The 22,105-nt window shown below is 73.8% G+C and carries 17 protein-coding genes; 6 read left to right on the top strand and 11 right to left on the bottom strand.

Features of this window, described 5'->3' with window-relative positions; all coding sequences use genetic code 11:
- The first annotated feature begins 6 nt into the window (after positions 1 to 6).
- The 3 genes from ACZ619_RS24790 to ACZ619_RS24780 are packed head-to-tail and all read left to right on the top strand — an operon-like array spanning position 7 to position 3,558.
- Entirely contained in the window at positions 7 to 828 is an 822-nt protein-coding gene (locus tag ACZ619_RS24790) for a hypothetical protein (RefSeq protein ID WP_469602808.1), read from the top strand.
- A gap of 25 nt (positions 829 to 853) precedes the next feature.
- Positions 854 to 2,785 carry a fumarate reductase/succinate dehydrogenase flavoprotein subunit gene (locus ACZ619_RS24785; RefSeq protein ID WP_469602806.1) on the top strand — a complete coding sequence of 644 codons (1,932 nt, stop codon included), beginning with the start codon at positions 854 to 856 and terminating at the stop codon, positions 2,783 to 2,785.
- Positions 2,782 to 3,558: a succinate dehydrogenase/fumarate reductase iron-sulfur subunit gene (locus ACZ619_RS24780; protein ID WP_469602804.1), complete on the top strand. Its 777-nt coding sequence runs from the start codon at positions 2,782 to 2,784 to the stop codon at positions 3,556 to 3,558. The genes ACZ619_RS24785 and ACZ619_RS24780 overlap by 4 nt, the downstream gene beginning before the upstream one ends.
- Here the strand turns inward: ACZ619_RS24780 and ACZ619_RS24775 are convergent.
- On the bottom strand, positions 3,533 to 4,522 hold the full coding sequence (locus ACZ619_RS24775) for a phosphotransferase family protein (protein WP_469602801.1): 990 nt from the start codon (positions 4,520 to 4,522) through the stop codon (positions 3,533 to 3,535). The two genes, ACZ619_RS24780 and ACZ619_RS24775, sit on opposite strands and share 26 nt — an antisense overlap.
- On the bottom strand, positions 4,519 to 5,676 hold the full coding sequence (locus ACZ619_RS24770; RefSeq protein ID WP_469602798.1) for a glycoside hydrolase family 18 protein: 1,158 nt from the start codon (positions 5,674 to 5,676) through the stop codon (positions 4,519 to 4,521). The genes ACZ619_RS24775 and ACZ619_RS24770 overlap by 4 nt, the downstream gene beginning before the upstream one ends.
- Before the next feature lie 475 nt (positions 5,677 to 6,151).
- Between ACZ619_RS24770 and ACZ619_RS24765 the strand changes: the two genes are divergently transcribed.
- Complete coding sequence (locus ACZ619_RS24765) at positions 6,152 to 7,423, top strand: hypothetical protein (RefSeq protein ID WP_469602795.1); 1,272 nt, start codon at positions 6,152 to 6,154, stop codon at positions 7,421 to 7,423.
- 153 nt (positions 7,424 to 7,576) lie between these two features.
- Here ACZ619_RS24765 and ACZ619_RS24760 read toward each other — a convergent pair whose 3' ends face one another.
- The 6 genes from ACZ619_RS24760 to ACZ619_RS24735 all read right to left on the bottom strand — a co-directional run bounded on the left by ACZ619_RS24760 (position 7,577) and on the right by ACZ619_RS24735 (position 14,011).
- Positions 7,577 to 10,165: a SpoIIE family protein phosphatase gene (locus ACZ619_RS24760; protein WP_469602793.1), complete on the bottom strand. Its 2,589-nt coding sequence runs from the start codon at positions 10,163 to 10,165 to the stop codon at positions 7,577 to 7,579.
- Between the two features lie 259 nt (positions 10,166 to 10,424).
- Entirely contained in the window at positions 10,425 to 10,856 is a 432-nt protein-coding gene (locus tag ACZ619_RS24755; protein ID WP_469602790.1) for an ATP-binding protein, read from the bottom strand.
- Positions 10,857 to 10,940: 84 nt separating this feature from the next.
- The gene (locus tag ACZ619_RS24750) at positions 10,941 to 11,357 is read right to left on the bottom strand and encodes a (deoxy)nucleoside triphosphate pyrophosphohydrolase (RefSeq protein ID WP_469602787.1); all 417 of its coding nucleotides are present in this window, start codon (positions 11,355 to 11,357) and stop codon (positions 10,941 to 10,943) included.
- A gap of 30 nt (positions 11,358 to 11,387) precedes the next feature.
- Entirely contained in the window at positions 11,388 to 11,591 is a 204-nt protein-coding gene (locus tag ACZ619_RS24745) for an SPOR domain-containing protein (protein ID WP_469602784.1), read from the bottom strand.
- Between the two features lie 302 nt (positions 11,592 to 11,893).
- Positions 11,894 to 12,646 carry a GntR family transcriptional regulator gene (locus ACZ619_RS24740; protein WP_469602782.1) on the bottom strand — a complete coding sequence of 251 codons (753 nt, stop codon included), beginning with the start codon at positions 12,644 to 12,646 and terminating at the stop codon, positions 11,894 to 11,896.
- Positions 12,647 to 12,793: 147 nt separating this feature from the next.
- Positions 12,794 to 14,011 (bottom strand): DUF4190 domain-containing protein, encoded by a 1,218-nt coding sequence (locus ACZ619_RS24735; RefSeq protein ID WP_469602780.1) that lies wholly within the window; start codon positions 14,009 to 14,011, stop codon positions 12,794 to 12,796.
- 191 nt (positions 14,012 to 14,202) lie between these two features.
- On the opposite strand from ACZ619_RS24735, the gene ACZ619_RS24730 reads away from it, so the two are divergent.
- Positions 14,203 to 15,375, top strand: coding sequence for a serpin family protein (locus ACZ619_RS24730; protein WP_469602777.1), 1,173 nt, complete (start codon positions 14,203 to 14,205; stop codon positions 15,373 to 15,375).
- 87 nt (positions 15,376 to 15,462) lie between these two features.
- Here ACZ619_RS24730 and ACZ619_RS24725 read toward each other — a convergent pair whose 3' ends face one another.
- The 3 genes from ACZ619_RS24725 to ACZ619_RS24715 all read right to left on the bottom strand — a co-directional run bounded on the left by ACZ619_RS24725 (position 15,463) and on the right by ACZ619_RS24715 (position 20,842).
- Positions 15,463 to 16,938, bottom strand: coding sequence for a sensor histidine kinase (locus tag ACZ619_RS24725; RefSeq protein ID WP_469602775.1), 1,476 nt, complete (start codon positions 16,936 to 16,938; stop codon positions 15,463 to 15,465).
- A gap of 119 nt (positions 16,939 to 17,057) precedes the next feature.
- Entirely contained in the window at positions 17,058 to 17,765 is a 708-nt protein-coding gene (locus ACZ619_RS24720) for a response regulator transcription factor (RefSeq protein ID WP_469602774.1), read from the bottom strand.
- 74 nt (positions 17,766 to 17,839) lie between these two features.
- Complete coding sequence (locus ACZ619_RS24715; protein WP_469602772.1) at positions 17,840 to 20,842, bottom strand: glycoside hydrolase family 2 TIM barrel-domain containing protein; 3,003 nt, start codon at positions 20,840 to 20,842, stop codon at positions 17,840 to 17,842.
- A gap of 254 nt (positions 20,843 to 21,096) precedes the next feature.
- Here ACZ619_RS24715 and ACZ619_RS24710 point away from each other — a divergent pair, with 254 nt between their 5' ends.
- Positions 21,097 to 22,098, top strand: a complete 1,002-nt coding sequence (locus ACZ619_RS24710) for a LacI family DNA-binding transcriptional regulator (protein WP_469602769.1) — start codon at positions 21,097 to 21,099, stop codon at positions 22,096 to 22,098.
- Positions 22,099 to 22,105 lie beyond the last annotated feature (7 nt).

Here is a 22,105-nt window from a genome sequence, read left to right as displayed (position 1 = left end):
CATCCATTGGCCACTGGTACGGAACCACATCCGAAGAGCGGCGGCGTACGCGCCCGTACACGCGCCGCGATCGCCGCCCCGCACCTGCGGACCGACCGCTGGTGGCTGGCTCCCGCCGTCACCGCGGCCGGTCTGTTCGCGTTCGTCGTGTACTCGACGTGGCGGGCCTTCTCGAACGCGCACTACTACGCGGCGCCGTACGTCTCGCCGTTCTACTCGCCGTGTCTGGCCGAGAACTGCCAGACCATGCCGTCCGGCCCGAACGCCGACCTCTTCGGCAGCTGGTGGGCGATCTCCCCGGCGATCATCATCCTGGTCTTCCCGCTGGGCTTCCGGCTGACCTGCTACTACTACCGCAAGGCGTACTACCGCAGCTTCTGGGCGTCCCCGCCGGCCTGCGCGGTGGCCGAGCCGCACGCGAAGTACACCGGTGAGACCCGCTTCCCGCTGATCCTCCAGAACGTCCACCGGTACTTCTTCTACTTCGCCCTCCTGGTCGCCTGCGTCCTGTCCTACGACACGGTCCTGTCCTTCCGCGACCCGCACGAGCGCTGGGGCCACATGGGCCTGGGCACCCTGGTCTTCCTCGTCAACATCGTGCTGATCTGGGCGTACACCCTGTCCTGCCACTCGTGCCGGCACATCGTCGGCGGCAAGCTCAAACACTTCTCCAGACACCCCGTGCGCTACCGGGCGTGGCAGTTCGTCGGCCGGCTCAACGCCCGGCACATGCAGCTCGCCTGGGCGTCGCTGCTGAGCGTGGCGCTCGCCGACTTCTACGTCTATCTCGTCGCGTCCGGTGTCTTCGACGATCCGCGATTCTTCTGATGCTTCCAGGGAGTAGGGCCTTCTGATGACCGTGGTCGACCGCCAGGAGTGGGATGTCGTCGTGGTCGGTGCCGGCGGCGCCGGTCTGCGCGCCGCGATCGAGGCGCGCGAGCGGGGCGCCCGTACGGCGGTGATCTGCAAGTCGCTGTTCGGCAAGGCCCACACGGTGATGGCCGAGGGCGGCATCGCGGCGGCGATGGCCAACGTCAACGAGCACGACAACTGGCAGGTCCACTTCCGCGACACCATGCGCGGCGGCAAGTTCCTCAACCAGTGGCGGATGGCCGAGCTGCACGCCAAGGAGGCCCCGGACCGGGTCTGGGAGCTGGAGACCTGGGGCGCCCTCTTCGACCGCACGAAGGACGGGAAGATCTCCCAGCGCAACTTCGGCGGCCACGAGTACCCGCGCCTCGCCCACGTCGGCGACCGCACGGGCCTCGAACTGATCCGCACCCTCCAGCAGAAGATCGTCTCCCTCCAGCAGGAGGACCATCGCGAGACCGGCGACTACGAGTCCCGGCTGAAGGTCTTCCAGGAGTGCACCGTCACGCGGATCCTCAAGGACGGCGCACGCGTCTGCGGGGTCTTCGGGTACGAGCGGGAGACCGGCCGTTTCCTCGTCCTGGAAGCGCCCGCCGTGGTGATCGCGACCGGTGGCATCGGCAAGTCCTTCAAGGTGACGTCGAACTCCTGGGAGTACACCGGCGACGGGCACGCGCTCGCCCTGCTGGCCGGGGCACCCCTGCTGAACATGGAGTTCGTGCAGTTCCACCCGACGGGCATGGTCTGGCCGCCGTCCGTGAAGGGCATCCTCGTCACCGAGTCGGTGCGCGGCGACGGCGGTGTGCTCAGGAACTCCGAGGGCAAGCGGTTCATGTTCGACTACGTCCCGGACGTCTTCAAGGAGAAGTACGCCGAGTCGGAGGAGGAGGGCGACCGCTGGTACGAGGACCCGGACCACAACCGGCGCCCGCCCGAACTGCTCCCCCGCGACGAGGTGGCCCGGGCCATCAACGCCGAGGTGAAGGCGGGCCGCGGCTCCCCGCACGGCGGGGTCTTCCTGGACGTGTCGACGCGGATGCCGGCCGAGGTGATCCGGCGCCGGCTGCCGTCCATGTACCACCAGTTCAAGGAGCTGGCGGACGTCGACATCACCGCGGAGGCCATGGAGGTCGGGCCGACCTGCCACTACGTGATGGGCGGGGTCGCGGTGGACTCCGACACCGCCGCCGCGCGCGGCGTCCCGGGGCTGTTCGCGGCCGGCGAGGTGGCCGGCGGGATGCACGGCTCCAACCGGCTCGGCGGCAACTCCCTCTCCGACCTGCTGGTGTTCGGGCGCCGGGCGGGCTGGCACGCGGCCGACCACGCGGCCGACACCGGCACCCGGCCGGCGGTGGACGACGCCCAGGTCGACGCGGCGGCGGCCGAGGCGCTGCGGCCCTTCTCGGCCGAGGGCCTGGACCCCGACTCCGGCCCGCCCGAGAACCCGTACACCCTGCACCAGGAGCTCCAGCAGTCCATGAACGACCTGGTCGGCATCATCCGCCGGGAGGGCGAGATGGAGCAGGCCCTGGAGAAGCTCGCCGAGCTGCGGGTCCGGGCCCGCCGGGCCGGGGTGGAGGGGCACCGGCAGTTCAACCCCGGCTGGCACCTCGCCCTGGACCTGCGGAACATGCTGCTGGTCAGCGAGTGCGTGGCCCGGGCCGCCCTGGAGCGCGCCGAGTCCCGCGGCGGCCACACCCGCGAGGACCATCCGGCGATGGACCGCGGCTGGCGCCGGCTCAACCTGCTGTGCGGGCTCGCCGACCCCACCGGCGGGCTGGCGGCCACCGACCCGGTGCGCGGCCAGATCACCCTCGCCCGCGAGACCACCGAACCCATCCGCCCCGACCTGCTCGCCCTCTTCGACAAGGAGGAGCTGGTCAAGTACCTCGCCGAAGAGGAGCTGTACGAATGAGCGGCTACACGGCCCACTTCAGGGTGTGGCGAGGCGACGTCGAGGGCGGCGGCCTGGAGGACTTCAAGGTCGAGGTCAACGAGGGCGAGGTGGTCCTGGACATCGTCCACCGCCTCCAGGCCACCCAGGCCCCCGACCTCGCCGTCCGCTGGAACTGCAAGGCGGGCAAGTGCGGTTCGTGCTCGGCGGAGATCAACGGCCGTCCGCGCCTGATGTGCATGACCCGCATGTCGGTCTTCGAACCGGACGAGACGATCACCGTCACGCCGCTGCGCGCCTTCCCGGTGATCCGCGACCTCGTCACGGACGTCGGCTTCAACTACCAGAAGGCCAGGGAGGTCCCGGCGTTCGTGCCGCCGGAGGGGGTCGGCCCGGGCGAGTACCGCATGATGCAGGAGGACGTGGACCGGTCGCAGGAGTTCCGCAAGTGCATCGAGTGCTTCCTGTGCCAGGACACCTGCCATGTGGTCCGTGACCACGAGGAGAACAAGACGGCCTTCGCGGGCCCGCGTTTCCTCATGCGGGTCGCCGAACTGGACATGCACCCGCTGGACGCGGCGGAGGCCTCCGGCCTGGACCGCAAGCGCACCGCCCAGGACGAGCACGGCCTCGGCTACTGCAACATCACCAAGTGCTGCACCGAGGTCTGCCCCGAGGGCATCCACATCACCGACAACGCGCTGATCCCGCTGAAGGAGCGGGCCGTCGACCGCAAGTACGACCCGCTGGTCTGGCTCGGCTCGAAGATCAGGAGGCGCCCCGCAGGAGACTGAGCACCTGGCGCAGGCTGGACTCGGCGACGTCCCGCAGACGTTCGCGCTCCGGGAAGTCGCCGGCCGGCAGCCGCAGCGGCCCGGCGACGAGGCCGAGGTGCATCGCCAGCCGGTAGAGCCGCATGCGGTTCTCGTCGAGGTCGGCGGAGTGCAGCACGTCGTAGGCGGGCCCGAAGCGGTGCCGCAGGAAGACGTGCTCCCACTCGGCGTCGAAGTACATCAGGCCCTCGATGTCGATCAGCGCGGGATCGCCCTGCTCGGTCACCAGGACGTGGTCCGGGCCGAGTTCGCCGTGCACGAGGGTGGCGTGGTCGCGCGGCCCGACCGCGTCGTGGAGCTCGCGCACCCGCTCCGACAGCGCCTCGCGGACCTCGCGCACCCGGGCGTCCCGCTCGGCGGTCAGAGCGATGTCGCGCACGGCCCGGTCCGCGACGACCTGCTCGCAGGAGCTGCCGATCGGCGTCCCGCCCTCCTCCACGAGGGCGGCCTTGCCGTACCCGGCGGCCGCGCACCCGCGCAGCACGCCGAGCGTGCCGGCGAGCCGGGCCAGCGGCACCCTGGCCGCGCCCGGGTCGCTGCGCAGCAGCGTCTGGAGGCTGCCGCCGCGGACGTCCTCGACGACCGCCGCGTACGACGGCAGGTGCTCGGCCTCCTCGTCGGCGAAGAGCAGCCGCGGGGTGCGCACGCCGAGTTCGGTGAGGCGGTCGTGGGCCGCGAGGAAGAGGCCCAGGCCGGAGGCGTGCGCGAAGGGGTCGCGGATGTCGGCGTCCGCGGGGCCCCAGTAGTCCTCGTCCGGGGACCAGACGTAGGCGACGGCGCTGCGGCCGTTGTCGAGGACGAGGCGGTAGACGCCCTTCTTGGAGCCGCCGCGCAGCCGGGTGACGGCGGCGGGGGCCCGGCCGAGCGCCTCGCGGGCGAGCGGGGCGAGGTCGTCACGGGTGAGGTGGGCACGAGCGGTGGTCATGACGTACGGACCCAGTCCTTCCGGTAAGCGGTCCAGTCATCCTCGGTGGCGGCGAAGTCGACGTAGAGGGCGACGCCGAAGTTAGCGCGATCCGGGTCGCTCCGGGACAGTCCCAGCCGAACTCCCCGCACGGCCGCCGGTACGGTCTCCGCGTGCGCCCAGTGGCCGAAACGATTCTCGTGGTAGAAGGGCAGCCCCATGAGGAGATCGGTCCCGGCCGGGGTGGCCTCGACCGCCAGGCCGGTCTGCTGGGCCACATAGCCGCCGTACAGGCTCTGCAACGGCTGCATGGTGTCGTACGACATCACCGCGATCTGGTCCACCCGGCGGGCGACCTGCCCGAAGTACGCCTGCGACCACCACTTCGGATGGCCGGTGACGGTACCCCAGAAGGAGTGAAACGCCGGGAGCGGGTCTATCTGGTGGGCGGCGACGGAGAGCAGCGGCGTCACGGGCCGCAGGGCGTCCAGCAGGGCCAGGAAGTTCCCGTCGCCGGAGTGCAGGGGCTCCAGGTCGAAGTGCACCCCGTCGAACCCCGCCGCCACCACCTGCCGGGCGGACGCCACCACGGCGGCGCGGGTCGCCTTCCTCTCCAGATGCATGGCGTACGGCTTCTCCGGCGCGACCTCGTCCCCCAGCCAGGCCTGCACCCGTACGCCGGGGAGTTTTCGATGCACGGCTGTTATCAGCCAATGCGCCTCGGGGTAGGCGGACTTGGGCAGCGTCCCGTTGTGTTCGAGTGGTCCGGCATGGACGTAGAGGTCCCGTATGCCGGTCCCCGCGAGCCGGTCGGCCAGAGCGGCGACATCGGCATCGGTCCTGCGCCCGTCCACCCAGGCGTGGCCGAGCCAGACCGCGTCCTTGCCCCGGCTGCGGGCGCCGGGCGCCGGGTCACCGACGTAGTCGACACGAAGGGCGGTCTCGGCGATGAGCAGGGGGAGCAGCAACAGCGCCACACCCCCGAGAGCCCACCGCCACTTCCTCCCCGGCCGCCACCCGGACGACGACGCGGCGGAGGGCCGTTCGCCGGTGGACGCGGAGGGCGGGGTGGTCGCGGGCGGGTCCTGGTCCTGGCCCTGCGGGGAGGCCGGTCCGCCGGACGGCGGCCGGGGGTTCGGGGTGCCGGGGTGGGGCGGGTTGGGGTTCTGGGTCATGGGTCGGGCCCCGTTTCCTGGTGTCGCTCGGCTGTCCGCGCCCCGGTCGCGAAGCGGACTTGCTGCCCATACGCTCCGAAATGTGACGTCATCCTTGATCCGGGGTCGGCCGAGGCGTGCCACCGGGCACATAGGTGTGCGGGTGGGGCACGCGGTGCTGGGCGGCCTGGCCGGGGTGGTCTGGCTGGTGCTGCCGGTGATGACGAGCACAGGACAAGATCCGGTTCCCACCGCACGGAGCGGCACGGCCGCCTCGGCGGAGCCGGTGACGATGACGGGGGCGGGGACGGCGACGAGGACCGGGACGGCGGCCGGGACAGGGACGGGGACGGCGAGGGGGACAGGGACAGCGACCGGGACAGGGACGGGGACGGCGAGGGGGACAGGGACAGCGACCGGGACGAGGACCGGGACGGCGACGGCGACGGCGACGGGGGCGGTGGCGGAGGCCGCGGGGGTTTCCGCCGCTGACTACGTGCTGCCGCTCGTCGTCGTGGTGGCGGCCGGGGCGCTGGGCGGCTACGGGTACGTGCGGCGGGTGCGGCGGGCGCGGTCCCGGACCACACCGGGGATCGTCTCCCCGGCCCCGCCGGTGCCCTCCCCCGCGGACTTCGAGCGGCAGGCCCGGGCCGCCCTGGTCCTCGCCGACGACTGCGTGCGCACCAGCCGGGAGGCGCTCGGCCTCGTGGCGGTGAGCGAGCCCGTCCTGCGGGCGCTGCGGGCGGCCGGGACGGAGCTGTCCGCCGCGTTCGCGATTTGGCGGCGGTACGAGGAGGGTGCCCCGGGCGACGACGCCGGACGGCGCCAGGCCCTGGTGGGGGTGGTCGGACGCTGCGCGGAGGCGGGGCGGCAGCTGGACGCGGCGGCGGAGGGGTTCGACGCCGAGTGGGACACGGGCGACGCGCTGGCGGTCGCCGAGGGCCGGTTCCGGGAGCTGGCGGCCCGCACCAACGGCGTGGAGGGCGCGCTGGGCCGGGCGGGCGCGCGGTACGGCTCGTCCGCCGTCGCCTCCGTCCTCGGCCACGTCGAACAGGCCAAGGACCGGCTGGTGTTCGCGACCGTACGGCTCAACCAGGCCCGCCAGGACTCCGATTGGGGCGACGGCGACGGGTTCCGCCGTCGGCTGCGGGCCGCCGAGGGCGCCGTGGCGCAGGCCGGGGTGCTGCTGGACGGCGTGGAACGGCTCACGGAGGAGCTGCGGACGGCGGCGGGCACGGTGCCGGCGGCCCTCACGGGCGCGGAGGCGGAGCTGGCGGGCCTGCGGGCGACCGGGCTCCCGGCGCGGCTGGCGCACGCGGACGCCGTGCTGGCCGCCGTCCGCGGGGAGGTGACCGGGGGGCCGTACGACCCGCTGGGCGCCCTGCGCCGGATCGTGCGGGCCGTGGAGGGGACGGGCGGCGGGCGGGCCGGGGTGATCGCGGCCGGGGCGGAGCTGGTGGCGCGGAGCGCGATCGGTTCCGCGGACGACTTCGTGGGGGTGCACCGGGCGGCGGTGACGGCCGAGCCGCGGGCGCTGCTGGCGGAGGCCGGGCGGGCCGCGCCGGCCGACGCGGACAGGCTGGCCCGGCGGGCGCGGGAGCTGGCGGAGCGGGACGTACGGACGCACGGGAACCCGTACGCCGGGGAGGCCGCGCACGAGAGCGGGGTGGCGGGGGCGGTGCTGGGCGGTGTGCTGCTGGGCGAGGAGCCGGACGGCGGACCGGTGACGGCCTTCGGGGGCCCGGACACCCGGGGACGGCTGCGGTAGCCCCTGCGGGGGCGGCGCCGGGTCGTGGGTCGGGTGCGGGTGTGTGGGGGTTGGTCGCGCAGTTCCCCGCGCCCCTGAAGGGGCGCTGCCGTGACCCCCTGCTTGCAGGGGCGCGGGGAACTGCGCGGCAGGCCGGGGACCGTTCCCGCTGCCTCAGAACAGGCTCAACAGGGCCTCCGCCGGGTCGGTGAGGCCTGTTTCGCCGTCCGGGAGGGGGAGTTCGAACCACACCGTCTTGCCGCGCGGCGTCCTGCGCGAGCCCCACGCCGCGCTGAGCAGCCCGACCAGCTGGAGCCCCCGGCCGCCCTCGTCCGTGTCGCGGGCGCGGCGGCGCCTCGGCTGGACCAGGCCGGAGTCCCAGACCTCGCAGACCAGGGTGCGGTCGAGGAGGAGCCGGAGCCTTATCTCGCCCTCGCCGTAGCGCAGCGCGTTGGTGACGAGTTCGCTGACGAGCAGCTCCGCCGTGTCGACGAGGGGCTCCAGGTCCCACGAGATCAGCTGGCCGCGCGCGTACTCACGGGCGCGGCCCACGCTGCGCGGCTCGCGCGGCAGCGTCCAGTCGCCGACCGACTCCGCCGGCAGCCCCTGCACCCGGGCCATCAGCAGGGCGATGTCGTCCTCGCCGTGGTGCGTGTCGAGGGTGTTGAGGACGTGGTCGCACACGTCCTCCAGGGGCCGGGAGGGGTCCGTGAGGGCGCCGACGAACGCCTGGAGCCCCTCGTCGAGGGGGTGGTCGCGGGACTCGACCAGGCCGTCGGTGTACAGCGCCAGCAACGCGCCCTCGGGGAGTTCGACCTCCACCTCCTCGAAGGGCTCGCCCCCGACGCCGAGCGGCATGCCGGGCGGCACGTCGAGCATCAGCGCGTCCTCGCCGGGTTCCACGAGCACCGGGGGCAGGTGGCCGGCGTTGGCGAACGTGCAGCGCCTGGTGACGGAGTCGTAGACGGCGTACACGCAGGTCGCGAGGTAGACCTCGGAGAGGTCGGCGTCGCGGGGCTGGCGGGCGGTGCGGGTGGCCTGCTGGATGCCTCCGGGGGTGCCGAGGCCGCGGGCGATCTCGTCCAGGGCGGAGAGGACCTCGGCCGGTTCCAGGTCCAGCAGGGCCAGGGTGCGGACCGCCGTGCGGAGTTCGCCCATCGCGACCGCCGCGCGCAGACCGCGGCCCATCACGTCGCCGACGACCAGCGCCGTGCGGTGGCCGGGGAGTTCGATGACGTCGAACCAGTCGCCGCCGACCTCGGTGGCCGCGTTGCCCGGCAGGTAGCGGCAGGCGATGTCGAGGCCGGAGGCCTCGGGGTCGCCCGGCGGGAGCAGGGAGCGCTGGAGTATCAGCGCCCGCTCGTGCTCGCGGCGGTACAGGCGCGCGTTGTCGATGCAGACGGCGGCGCGGGCGGCCAGCTCCACGGCGAGGTCGCGGTCGCGGTCGCCGAACGGTTCGCTGCCCTTGGTGCGGGCGAACTGGACGAGGCCGACGACGGTGTCGTGGGCGACCATCGGGACGGCCAGGGTGGACTGCACGAGGCCGCCGTCCTCGGCCGGCACGTGCTGCGGGCGGGCGGTGCGCAGGGCGTCCGCGCACGGCGAGTTGAACGGGTAGTGGTGGACGGCGCCCACGGCGACCGGGGCGCCGCCGCCCACGAAGGGCGCGTCGGAGACCGCGCTGGCGTAGGCGACCCTGCGCAGTTCGGCGCTGCCGTCGGCGAGGCCGGGCGGGGTCTCGTCGCCGGCCAGCAGCCCCTGGTAGAGGTCGACGGTGGCGAGGTCGCAGAAGCCGGGGACGACGACGTCGAGGAGTTCGCGGGCGGTGGTCTCCAGGTCGAGGGAGTTGCCTATGCGGGCGCCGGCCTCGTTGAGGAGGGCGAGATTCCGCCGGGCGGCGGCGGCCTCGCGGGCGGCGGCGCGGCGGGCGGTGACGTCCAGGCCGAGCCAGGCGACGCCGATCGGGCGGCCGCTGCCGCTGTGCACCCGGTAGAGGTTGATGGACCAGTGACGGCGCTCGTCGGAGCCCGGCACGAAGCCCGTGACGTGCATGTCGGTGATGGAGTTGCCGGTGTCCAGGACCCGGCGCAGGGTGGCGGCGACCCGGTCGGCCTCGGCGCGGGGCAGGTAGTCGTGGACGCTCTTGCCGCGGTGGTCGTCGGGGATGCCGCCGAAGATGGAGGAGAACCGCACGTTGGCGCGGCGGATGCGCAGGTCGGGATCGATCAGCAGGAAACCGAAAGGAGATTGACCGAATATCGACTGCGAGGCGGCGAGGTCGGTCTCGATGCTGCGCAGGGTGCGCACGTCGACCACTATGCAGACGGCGGCGTGCTCGCCCTCGGTGGTGCGGGTGGGCATGACGTAGACCTCGGCGAGGCCCTCCTCGCCCCGTCCGCCGTCCGCGGCGGCGGGCATCCGGAACGGCACCACGCCGGTCCACTCGCGCCCGTCCAGGATCTCGGCCATCTTCCGCTGGCCGCGTTCGCGCAGGTCGGGGTCGATGAACGCCTCGATGGGGTCCATGCCGACGGCCCGCTCGGCGGGGATGCCGAAGATCTGTTCGGCGCGCACACTCCACTGGTCGACGAGGCCGCCGGCGCCGATGGAGAACGAGGCGACCCTGATGTAGTCGTAGATGGAGCCGGGTGGGCTGCTCTGCCACATGGCGTCGCCAGGGCCCGCGGCTGACTCCGCGGTCCCCGACCTGCCGCCGTCCGACGGGTCCTCGGACTCCGTGGCCTTAGCTGGTATCTCGCTCACGCGAACCGTCCCCTCCAGCTCACCGCGCCCGGCACCGGTCACCGGGTACGGCTGCCCGCAGTATCCAGCACTACGGCGCCGCCTGACACGGTGTTCACGATCACAGCACGGTCCGGACGATTTCCGGACCGGACCGTGACAACACTTCCAGTCTTCTAACCAGGGAACACGCCCTCGAACCACACACCCCGGCACGCGTTGCCGGGCCACTCTCGCGGGTGGACGGCGCAACACCGTGTGTACACCCCGTTCACCCGGTTCACCCTGGTACGGCCAGCTCGAACCAGACGGTCTTGCCGGTGCCGCCGGGGCGGGTGCCCCAGCTGCGCGAGGAGCCGGAGACGAGCTGGAGGCCGCGGCCGTTCTCGTCGTCAAGACCGGCGACGCGTTCGCGCGGCGGGTCCGGGAGCGGGTCGGAGACCTCGACGCGGAGGGTGTCGCCGAGGTCGGCGGGGCGTACGAGGCGTACGCCGATGGGTCCGGTGGCGTGCCGGAGCGAGTTGGTGACCAGCTCGCTGACCAGCAGGGCGGTGATGTCGGCGAGGGGGTCCAGGCCCCAGCCGCGCAGTTGGTCTCGGACCGCGGTCCGGGCGGTGCGCACGGCGCCCGGTTCCGCGGGAAAGGTCCACTCGACGGTGACACCTTCGGTGTCGATCACACCGATCACTTCCCGTACAGCATCCCCACCCATGTCTGGTTACATGAGGTTATTAGTCACATACCCGACATTCCGGATGCAGTACCGCGAAGATTGGCACACCGTGGTGCGAACGGCCTACGGCGAAGGCGGCGCGCCCGTGTCTTCGGCGATCACCGCGCGCACGGCCGGCACGTCCTGGTCCAGCCAGTCGACGTCCCAGACCTCCGCCGCCGTCAGCCAGCGCAGTTCGTCGTGGTCCTGGAGCGGCTTGGGCTCGGGCGACCCCGGGCACAGGCGGGCCGTCCAGACCTGGAGGGTGTACGGCGTCCTGAGCGGCCACTCCCCCGGGACCCGCGCCAGCACCTCGGCCGTCACGCCCAACTCCTCGTGGAGTTCGCGCACCAGCGCGTGCTCGGGGGTCTCGCCGGGCTCGACCTTGCCACCGGGCAGCTCCCAGCGGCCGGCCAGCTCCGGGGGCGCGCTGCGGCGGGCCGCGAGCAGGCGGCCGGCGTCGAGCAGGGCGGCTCCGACCACCACGATCCGTTCGCTCATGGACCGGAGCCTACGGGAGGCGGCGGAGGGTCAGTTCCGGCTGCCGCCGTCGCCGTTGCCGTTGGTGTGGCCTATGCGCTCGACCCAGTAGAGCTGCTTGTGCCCGCGGTCGTCGAGGCTGTCGGCGATCTTCTGCGCTTCGGCCCGGGTCGCGTACCGGCCGACCCGGTAGCGATTGCCGTTGTCGTCCTGGCGTATGACGAGCCAGGGGAGCGAGACCGTGCCTTCCGTCATCGCACCCCTCCGTCTCTCCCAGCTCCCGCCCATCCCCGCCCCGCTAAGGAAACCGCACTCCGCATATGCCCGAGCGTACGCCTAACCTTTACGCAGCGAATACGGCTTTTCACAAAGAGGTACGCAACCAGCCAGAACGGTGGGGGCGCACGATGCCGAACGCGCCGTTCGCACACCTCCCGCTTCGGGTCGCGGGCGTACCGGGCACGACCGGGGCCACCTGCGAGAACGGCCGGATCGCAGCGGCCGGGCGCAGGTCCGTACCTCGATGGTGGAGGCGTCAACTATCGCAAGGGTGTGCGCTACTTCACGGGCAGGTGGTACGCGGCACGATAGCGGTCGGCCGGGATGACGACATCGGCGGTCTCCACCGGGCGGCCCGAGGCGTAGTAGGTCCGCTGGATCACCAGGACCACATGACCGGGGACGCCGCCCAGGGTGAGCAGCTCCTCGGCGAGGCCGGGGCGGGCGCCGACCTCCTCGGTGACGTTGTCCACGATGACGTCGATGGCGCGCATCCGCTCGACCACGCCCATGCCCCCGAGGGGGCCCTCCTCGGGCAGCATCACGGGGGTGCGGCCGGTGACGGCGAGGGGTTCCCAGGAGGTGGAGAGCATCATCGGCTCGCCCGCGTCCCGGAACAGGTAGCGGGTGCGCATCACGCGGTCGCCGACCCGGATGCCGAGCCGGTCGGCGATCGCGCCGCCCGCCTCGGCCTGCTCGCTGCTTGACTCCCAGGTGCCGCGCGCGAGCGCGTCGGACTGCTCCTGCCGGAACGGGGTGGCGCCGCCCGCCGGGCGGTAGCCGGAGCGGGCCACCCGCCGGGGCACGGGCCGTTCGCGCACATAGGTGCCGGAGCCGGAGCGCCCCTCCACCAGCCCCTCGGCCATCAGCACCTTGCGGGCCTCCAGGGCGACGGTGTCGGAGACGCCGTACTCCTCGCGGATGCGGGCCTGGGAGGGAAGCCGGGTGTGCGGGGGCAGCGAACCGTCGACGATCTTCTTGCGGAGATCTCCCGCGACACGCAGATACGCCGGCTGCTCACCGAAAGTCACTGGCCGCTCCCATCAGGTTGTACAGACAGCAACAGCGTGGCAACCGTGGGTTGTGTGGTGCAAGCAAAGGCCAGAGAATCACTCGATGTGATGACATGTGGCCCGGGTATGCATTACGCAGGCACTTTCTCCCCGTTCTGGCGGCGATCACACCTCCATGCCGGAGCCGCTTCCTCCGCTCCCGGAGCCGCCGTCTCCGCCGTCGGAGGAGGGCGGGGTCGTGGCGAGGCCCAGAGCCTTGCGCGCGGTGACCGTCCGCTTCGGGTCGAGCAGCGTCGAGGCCTTGTCGTAGTGGGCGTAGTACGTGTCGGCGTCCGTGGCCTTCGCCGCCTTCGCCCACTCCGCGCGCGCCCTGCCGAGGCTCGCGACGAGGTCGTCCACCGGCCGCTTCGCGTCCGCGTCCCAGGTGTGCGCGCGGAGCATGCCGGTCTGCTCGGTGATGGCCTCGGTGACCTGGTCCGCCCAGTCCCGGTAGCCCGGCAGGTCGTCCTCGACGTACTCCGCGTCGGGGACGGCGTCCAGGGCGTCGTCGAGGACGTGCGCGGCCTTGAGGTAGGCGATCTGGTCGGCGTCCAGGACGGACTCGTCGTTGCGCTGTGAGCCGGTCAGCGGCTTGCCCTCGGTCGTGTTGCCGAAGACGCAGGCCACCTCCCGGTCGCCGAACTCCCAGCTGTCCTCGCTGGGCGTGAAGTAGTACACGTCGACGTCGTCCGGGATCGCCCAGCCGTCCATCGCGTAGCCGTCCGCCAGGGCGTAGCAGCGCTCGTCGGCCGACTCGCCGACGCCGTCGTCGCCGGGGTAGTCGGCGCCCTTGAGGCCGTAGGTGGCGAAGACCTCGCCGTCGTGCGATCCGGCGCAGTCCACGACGGTGACGTCGGTGACCAGGTCGCCGGTGAGCGCGCCGTCCGGGGTGTCGAAGCACTCGCCGGTGTCCAGCGAGAGGCTGGAGGTGTCGCTCGCGCCCTCCTTGACGCCCTCCCAGAAGTCGGCCGCGCCGCCCGTGGCGAGCACCAGCACCCACAGCGCGAGCCCGATCGCGGAGAGCGCCGAGCCGGTGACGGCCATCGCCCTGCCGCGCTCGCCCCTCCTGCGGATCTGGCTCAGCCCGATCACGCCGAGCACCAGCCCCACCCCCGGCAGGCAGCACAGCAGCCCCAGCACGAGCGAGGCGATGGCCAGGCCGTTGACGGGCGCGGGGGCCGCGTAGGGGCTGTAGCCCTGGCCCCAGGGCTGGTACGGCGAGGGGTAGGGCGGCTGCTGCCCGTACGGTCCCTGCGGGTACTGCGGGTACTGCGGCGGGCCCGACTGGGGCGGCTGATACGGCCCTTGTGGCTGATGGGGGCCGGGGGGCGGAGGTATGGACACCGGTACCGTGCTCCTGAGGGGGCGTTCGGCCGCGTGGAAACGGACGGCTGGGCTTGTACGACTGCGCGCATCGTAAGCGCGCCGTGAACGGGGGCGGAATGAGGGTGGGGGGCGGCGGTCGCGCGCGGAGGACCCGCCGGGGTTCCCCGCCCCTCCCCGCCCCTCCCCGAGCACTCCTGGGAGGACGACGAATGAACCGGACCGTCAGCGCCGTCAACGCGCTCACCACACGCTGGGCGCGGCAGACCAGACAGGGTACGGTCTTCTCGGCCGCCGGTGTCTGGCCGCTGCTGGCCTTCCTCGCCGACGGCGCCGCGGGCCCCGCCCGGGAGCAGCTGACCCGCGCCCTGGGGATGCAAGCCGACCAAGCCGCCGCCGGAGCGCGGGAATTACTCACCGCGCTGGACGCGACGGCCGGTGTCGGGGCGGCCCTCGGGCTGTGGACCGACCGGACGCTGGAGCTGCACGAGCGGTGGGCGGCCGGGCTGCCCGCCGAGGCGCACGGCGTGCTCGGCCCCGATCCCGCGGCCTCCCAGGAGGCGCTGGACGCGTGGGCGGCCAAGCGCACCGACGGGCTGGTCGAGCGGATGCCGGTGCGGGCGGACGAGGGCGCCCGGCTGGTCATGGCGACCGCGCTGGCGCTGCACACGGACTGGCGGCACCCGTTCCGCGAGACGGTGCTGCGGCCCGGCTCCGGGCCCTGGCAGGGCCGCGCGCTGGCCGGTCTGCACCGCAGCAGTGTGCGGCCGGACCGGATCGGGGTGAGCGCGGGCCCCGAGGGCCGGGTCACCACGCTGAAGGTGCCCGGCGACAACGGCCTGGACGTCCATCTGGTGCTCGGCGACGAGGGGATGGCGCCCGGGCAGGTGCTGCACACCGGCATCGGCGCCCTGGAACGCACCCTGGCGACGACGACCGGCGGACAGCTCCCCTACGGGCCCGCCGGACCCGGCGTGGTCGTGGAGCGGCGGCCGTCGGCGACCCCGGACCCGACCCGGCTCGATGTGACCGCCCCGGGCTTCGTGGTCCGCGCCGACCACGATCTGCTGCACCTGCACGGCCTGTTCGGGCTGTCCGCGGCGGCGGACGCCCGCGAGGGCCACTTCCCGGGGATCAGCGCGGCCCCGCTGGCGGTCGGCGCGGCCGGGCAGTCCGCGGTGGCGGAGTTCGGCCCGCTGGGCTTCCGGGCCGCCGCGGTGACGGCCGTACTGGCCGCGCCCGGGGGCGGACCGCCGCACTGTCCGTACGAGTCGACCGTGGTCCGGGCCGCCTTCGACCGCCCGTTCGGCTTCCTCGCCGTGCACCGTGAGTCCCGCCTGATACTGATGGCCGGCTGGGTGACCGACCCGACGGCCGCCGGCTAGCGCGTTTCCGACGGATCTCCGTGGAAGAAGGGGCGGCGAGGGTGCGTGCCGGGCGCCGCGACGCCGCGGAGAGCCGTCGGAAGCGTCCTAGGACGCTTCCGGCGGGAGTTCGTGTCCGGCCGGTGTGCGCGGCGGGTTCGCCCCGTCGGCGTACGCCGGGCACAGCGGCAGCCGGACGGTGAACACCGTGCGGCCGGGCTCGCCGGCGACCTCCGCCCGTCCTCCGTGGGCGGCGGCGACGGCGGCGACGATGGCGAGGCCGAGGCCGCTGCTGCCGGTGGCCCGGGAGCGGGAGGCGTCGCCGCGGGCGAACCGCTCGAAGACCCGGGGCAGCAGGTCGGGCGGGATGCCGGGACCGTCGTCGGCGACGCGGATCACCGCCTGGTCCTCGGCGGTCCGGACGGTGACGGTGACCCTGGTGCCGGGCGGGGTGTGGACGCGGGCGTTGGCGAGGAGGTTGGCGACGACCTGGTGGAGCCGGTCCGGGTCGCCCTCGACCAGCACCAGCTCCCCGGGCATCAGGAACTCCCAGCGGTGGTCGGGTCCGGCCGCGCGGGCGTCGGCCACCGCCTCGGCGAGCAGCGGGCCGAGACCCACCTCCTCGCGGGCCAGCGGGCGGCCGGTGTCGAGCCGGGCGAGCAGCAGCAGGTCCTCGACGAGGGTGCGCATCCGGCCGATCCCGGACTCCATGCGGCCGAGCGCGTACTCGGCCTGCGGCGCCGCCGACTTCGGGGCCCGGCGCACCAGTTGGAGGTGGCCGGCCACGGAGGCGAGCGGGGTGCGCAGTTCGTGGCCCGCGTCGGCCAGGAAGTCCCGCATCCGCAGCTCGGTGGCGTACCGGTCGGCGAGCGCGCTCTCGACGTGCCCGAGCAGCCGGTTGACGGCCTGGGCGAGCCGGCCGGTCTCGGTGGCGCAGTCCTCCTGGGGCACCCGTTCCAGCGAGTGGACCTCGCCGTGCCCGAGCGGCTCGCGGGAGATACGGGTGGCGGTGTCCACCACCCGGCGCAGCGGCCTCAGCTGACGGCCGATCACGGCGGCGGCGATCAGCGCGGCGACGACGAGGGCGGCGGCCGCGGCGGCCGACTCGACGGCCAGCAGCCGGCCGAGCAGGTGGTCGACCGGGCGCACGGACAGGGCGGTGACGATGGTCAGTTCGGTGTGCCGGGTGTCGGCGCGCACGGCCTTGACCCGGTAGGAGCCGAGTCCGGGCAGGTCCATGGTGTGGCGGTGGCCGTCCGCCTCGACCGTCGCGAGGACGCGCTGCTGCGCGGCGGTCGGCTCGGTCAGCTCCTCGGCGGGTCCGACCACCGCCGCGTGGCGGACCGGGCCGTGCCGGCCGGTGAGGGAGACCCCGACGGTGCCCTCGGGCACCCCGAAGGCCCTGAGGTACGGCAGCCCCGCGGCCGGCGCCCCGATCCGGCCGCCGGCGGCCGAGGAGTGCTCGGCGAGCGCGTCGAGCCGCTGGTCGAGGCCGGTCATCAGGTAGGAGCGCATGACCACACCGCTGAGGGCGATGATCACCACGGAGAGCGCGGCCAGCAGCACGGTGCTGGAGAGGATCATCCGCGAGCGCAGACTGCGCGGGCGGCCCGGCCCGCGCGGGCGGCGCGGCCCGCCGCCGGGGTCCCGGACCGCCGCAGCCGTCCTCGCCGACCCGCTCGCCGCCCCGTTCGCCGCCCCGCTCACGGCTTCGCTTCGGCGGGCTTCATCAGGTAGCCGACGCCGCGCACGGTGTGGATGAGGACGGGACCGTCGCGCTCGATCTTGCGGCGCAGGTAGCTGACGTAGCTCTCGACGATGCTCAGGTGCCGGTCCTCCTCGGTGGCCCAGACGTTGTCGAGGAGCTCCTCCCGGCCGAGGACCCGGCCGGTGTGCCGCATGAGGTAGCGCAGCAGCTCGAACTCCCGTCCGGTGAGCCGGATCTGGACACCGCCCCGCCGCACCTGGCGGGTCTCCTCGTCCAGGGTCAGGTCGCCGACGGCGAGCAGCGAGCCGCCCGGCCGTCCGGCGTCGCAGCGGCGCAGCAGGACGCGCAGCCGGAGCACCACCTCGTCGAGGTCGAACGGCTTGGGCACGTAGTCGTCGGCGCCCGCCCGCAGGCCGGCGACCCGGTCCTCGACGCTCTCCCGGGCGGTGAGGAACAGCACGGGCAGGTCCGGCCGGTAGGCCCGCAGGCGCCGCAGCACCTCCAGGCCCTCCAGGTCGGGCAGTCCGCGGTCCAGGACCACCGCGTCGGGTCTGAACCCGCGCGCGGCCCGGACCGCGGCCGTGCCGTCCAGGGCCTGGCTGGTCTGCCAGCCCTCGGCCCGCAGCACCGTCGCCAGCAGGTCGGTCAGGTCTTCCTCGTCGTCCACGACCAGGATCCGTGGGGTACCGGTGGATAAGTTCATGGCCGGTGACCGTCCACCTCCCGGCCGTGAGACGCGTGGGTGCGGACTGTGAAAGACCTGTCGGCCGCGGCCGCTCAGCCGGCCGCCGTGATGCGCAGCCTGATCGTGCGGGCCTCGGGGCGCAGCGCGAACTCGGGCCACACGTCGGGCCCGCAGGCCCGGGAGCCGAGGCCGTGCTGGGCCGCGTCGACGATGAGGTGGCTGGTGGCCGACTCCGGCAGCTCGTAGGGGTGCTCGGCCCGGTCGATCTGCTGGGGGGTGTGGCGGGCCAGGGTGAAGCCGGGGCGCCGGCCGCGGGTGTCGGGGAGCGCCTCGACGTGCAGCACCCCGGTCTCGCCGCTGGTCAGCGTGAGCGTGCGCAGGCCGGAGCGGTGCCCGGTCTCCTGCGGGCGGGCGTAGTCGACGGACAGGTCGCCGACGCCCGCCGCGAAGCGGCCGGTGCGGGCGGCGCGCATGCTGTCGGGGTACGACTCCAGCGGGCCCAGGCCGAACCACTCGGCGCCGTCCACCGGGGCGGTGCCGTCGGGCAGTTCGAAGCGCACGCCGATCCGCGGCCACACCGTCCGCCAGCCGCTCGACGGCTCGATCTCCACGCGCAGTTCCAGCGCACCGTCCTCGACCGTCCAGACCGACTCGACGGTCACCGACCGGGCGGAGTTGGCGGCGGCGACCCGGTCGAGGGTGCGCAGGGCGTCCGCGGTGCGCTCGACGCGGATCCGCCGGGTGGTCAGCCGGTCGAGGCCGTCACGGCGCCAGAGGTCGGCGCTGGACACCCCGGCGACGCTGTCGTCGCTGCCCTCGACGCGGTCGGCCGGGCTCGCGTCGTTGTCGGTCGGCGCGCGGAACAGCTCCAGGCGGGGGCCGGTGACGGGCCGTCCGGCCAGGCGGGTGAGGGAGCCGCCGGTGAACTCGGCGATGCCGAGCGTCAGCGTCCCCTCGTCCGGCCGCCAGCCGGCGCGGGGGTGGACGGCGGGCACCGGACGCCGTACCGAGCGGTCCAGCTGGGCGGTGGCGATCTCGTGTCCCGCGGGGGCCCAGGCGGTCCCGGCCGCCAGCACCGCCTCGACCGTCAGCCAGGTCTCGGCGTCCGGGGCCACCGCGACCGCCGGCAGCGGCACCCGCCCCGACGCGCCCGCCGCGAGCGGCTCCACCTTCAGCTCGCCCGTTTCCACGGGGACCCCGTCGTGCTCGACGCGCCAGCGGAAGGCCAGGTCGCCGGTGTCGGCCGAGTGCCGCAGGTTGGTGATCTCCAGCTCGTCGCCGTTCCCGTCGTCGTTCCCGTCGCCGTGGAAGACGAAGCGGACCGGCTGGACGACCGCCTTGTACTCGTGGAGGCTCGGCGTCGGCACGTCGTCGCTGAGCACCATGCCGTCCATCACGAAGTTGCCGTCGTGGACGACCTCCCCGAAGTCGCCGCCGTAGGCGTGGTACGGCGTCCCGTCCGGGGCGGTGGCCAGGATGCCGTGGTCGCGCCACTCCCAGACGAAGCCGCCGTGCAGCCGCGGGAACCGGTGCACCAGTTCCTCGTACTGGTCGAAGGCGCCCGGCCCGTTGCCCATGGCGTGGGCGTACTCGCAGAGCAGGAACGGCTTGGTGCGCTGGCGGTCGCCCTGTGCGGGGGTGCAGCCCAGCAGCGGGGCGCGCGAGCCGTCGGTGCCGATCTGCTCGGTCTCCGTGACCGTGGAGTACATGCGCGAGTAGACGTCGGTGTACTCGCCGGTGTAGTCGCCCTCGTAGTGCACGGGACGCTCGGGGTCGCGGGCGTGCACCCAGGCCGACATGGCGGCGAGGTTGGCGCCGGTGCCGGCCTCGTTGCCGAGCGACCAGAGCACGACCGAGGGGTGGTTCTTGTCCCGTTCGACGGTGCGCTCGATCCGGTCCAGGCAGGCCGCGCGCCAGGCCGGGTCGTCGGTCGGGTTGCCGACCCAGCCGGTCTCGCCGAAGCCGTGGGTCTCCAGGTCGCACTCGAGGACGACCCAGAAGCCGAGTTCGTCGGCGAGGTCCAGCAGCCTCGGGTGCGGCGGGTAGTGGCTGGTGCGGATGGCGTTCACGTTGAACCGCTTCATCCGGGCCAGGTCCTCGCGGGCGTGCGCCTCGTCGAAGACCCGGCCGCGCTCGGGGTGCGCCTCGTGCCGGTTCACCCCGTGGAAGACCACCCGGCGGCCGTTGACCAGGAAGCGGTCACCGCGGATCTCGACGGTGCGGAAGCCGACCCGCAGGGCGACGGTCTCGGCGGCCGAGGACACCGTGACGTCGTAGAGGCGCGGCAGCTCGGCGGACCACGGCTCGACGCCCGCGACGTCGAGGGGCGCCACGTCCGCCGGCGTCCGCCAGACCCGCTCGACGCCCAGCTCCGGGATGCGCAGGGTGACCGGGAACGCGGCCGCCCCGGCGGTCACCTCCGGGTCGATGCGGCCGTTCCCGTCGCCGTACGCGGTGCGCAGCCAGACGTCCTCGACACCGCCGGCCGGGCGGGCCTGGAGGGTGACGTCGCGGAAGATGCCCGGCAGCCACCACTGGTCCTGGTCCTCCAGGTAGCTGGCCGCCGACCACTGGTGGACGCGTACGGCCACCACGTTGTCCCCGGGGCGCACGGCGGACGTCACGTCGAACTCGTGGGCCAGCCGGCTGCCGCTCGCGCTGCCGATCAGGACGCCGTTCACCCAGACCCGGAACAGCGACTCGACGCCGTCGAAGCGCAGCACGATCCGCTCGGCGTCCGACCAGTCGGCGGGGACGTCGAAGTGGCGGCGGTAGTCGCCGGTGGGGTTCTCGTCGGGAACGTGCGGCGCGTCGATCGGGAACGGGAACTGGATGTTCGTGTAGATCGGCCGGCCGTGGGCGCCGTCGCCCTCCAGCACCCAGTGCGCGGGCACCGGGATGCTGCCCCAGCCGCGGTCGTCGAAGTCCTCGGCCGCGAAGTCCTCGGGCACGGCCGCGGTGGGCGACAGCCGGAAGCTCCAGGTTCCGTCGAGCGACTGGGCGGGGGCGTCGGAGCGCAGCCACGAGCGGGCCGGGCGCAGGGCACCGCTCCAGGGGGCGGGGTCCGATACGTACGCGGAGAGCTGGGAGGACAAGGGGCCACAACTTTCTCGGTGGGACCGGCAGCGGTACCGTGAACGCTCACGGGAGCGGTAACGGAGAGCGCTTCGGAGTCTCTGCCGAGCCCCGGCCGGGTGTCAAGACCGGGCGGTTCGGAGCGGGGCGGGGAGGGCGGCCGGGAAGAGCGGCCGAACGGGGAGGCCGGGAGGGCGCCGGGCCGGGCGCGGGGGATACTCGGGGTCCCCGTGGCGCGGGTGCGCCGGCGGGCGGGCGTGTGCGGAGGTGGGCGATGGCGTCGTCGGGGAGCGGACCCCGCAGGGTGACGATCGACGATGTGGCCGAGGCCGCCGGGGTGTCCCGGCAGACCGTGTCACGCGCGCTCAACGACAAGGGCGAGATCGGCCCCGCCACCAAGCAGCGCGTCCTGGACACCGCCCTGGCGCTGGGCTACCGCCCGAGCCGGTTCGCCCGCGGGCTGGTCCGGCAGGACACGATCAGCGTCGGACTGGTCATCCCCGACCTGCTCAACCCGTTCTTCACCGAGGTCGCCGCCGCCGCGCTGGACGCGGCACGGGCACGCGGCTGGCACGTGGTCGTGTACGACACCGGCGACCGCGTCGAGGAGGAGCGCGGCACGCTGGCGGTGATCGCCTCGCAGGTGGACGCGGTCGTGGGCTATCTGAGCCTGCCGGAGGACGAGATCGACAGGCTGACCCGGGGCCTGCCCGTGGTCCTGATCGGCCGCAAGCACCGCACCGAGCGGTTCAGTTCGATCCGCATCGACGGCGAGGCGGGCGTCCACGCGGCGATCGGGCACCTCACCGGGGCCGGGCACCGCCGCATCGGCATGCTGGACCACGCCGAGCAGTCCGAACCGAGCGTCCGGCACGGGTGGTTCGCCGGCGCGATGGCCGCGCACGGACTGGACGCGGGCGCGGTGGTCCGCACCGACCAGACCGTGGAGGGCGGCGAGCGCGCCCTGCGTGAACTCCTCGACCGGCACCCCGGGCTGACCGCGGTGTTCGTCTTCAACGACATCATCGCCATCGGCGCGCTGCGGGCCGCCCGCCGCCTGGGCCGGGAGGTCCCGCGCGACCTCGCGGTGATCGGCTTCGACGGGCTGCGGCTGGGCGCGCTGGTCGAGCCGCCGCTGACCACGGTGGCCCTGGACACCCGCGGCCTCGGCGCCCTCGCCGTCGAGCAGGCGGCCCGCCTCCTCACCGACACCGGCCCGCTCCCCGCCGGGGAACTGACGGTGGGGGCGCAACTGCGGGTGCGGGAGTCGGCGTAGGGGTGCC

Source organism: Streptomyces sp. NPDC104367, assembly GCF_055583825.1.
Note: the sequence above shows the minus strand (reverse complement) of the source record. Positions and strands in the feature narration are given on the sequence as shown.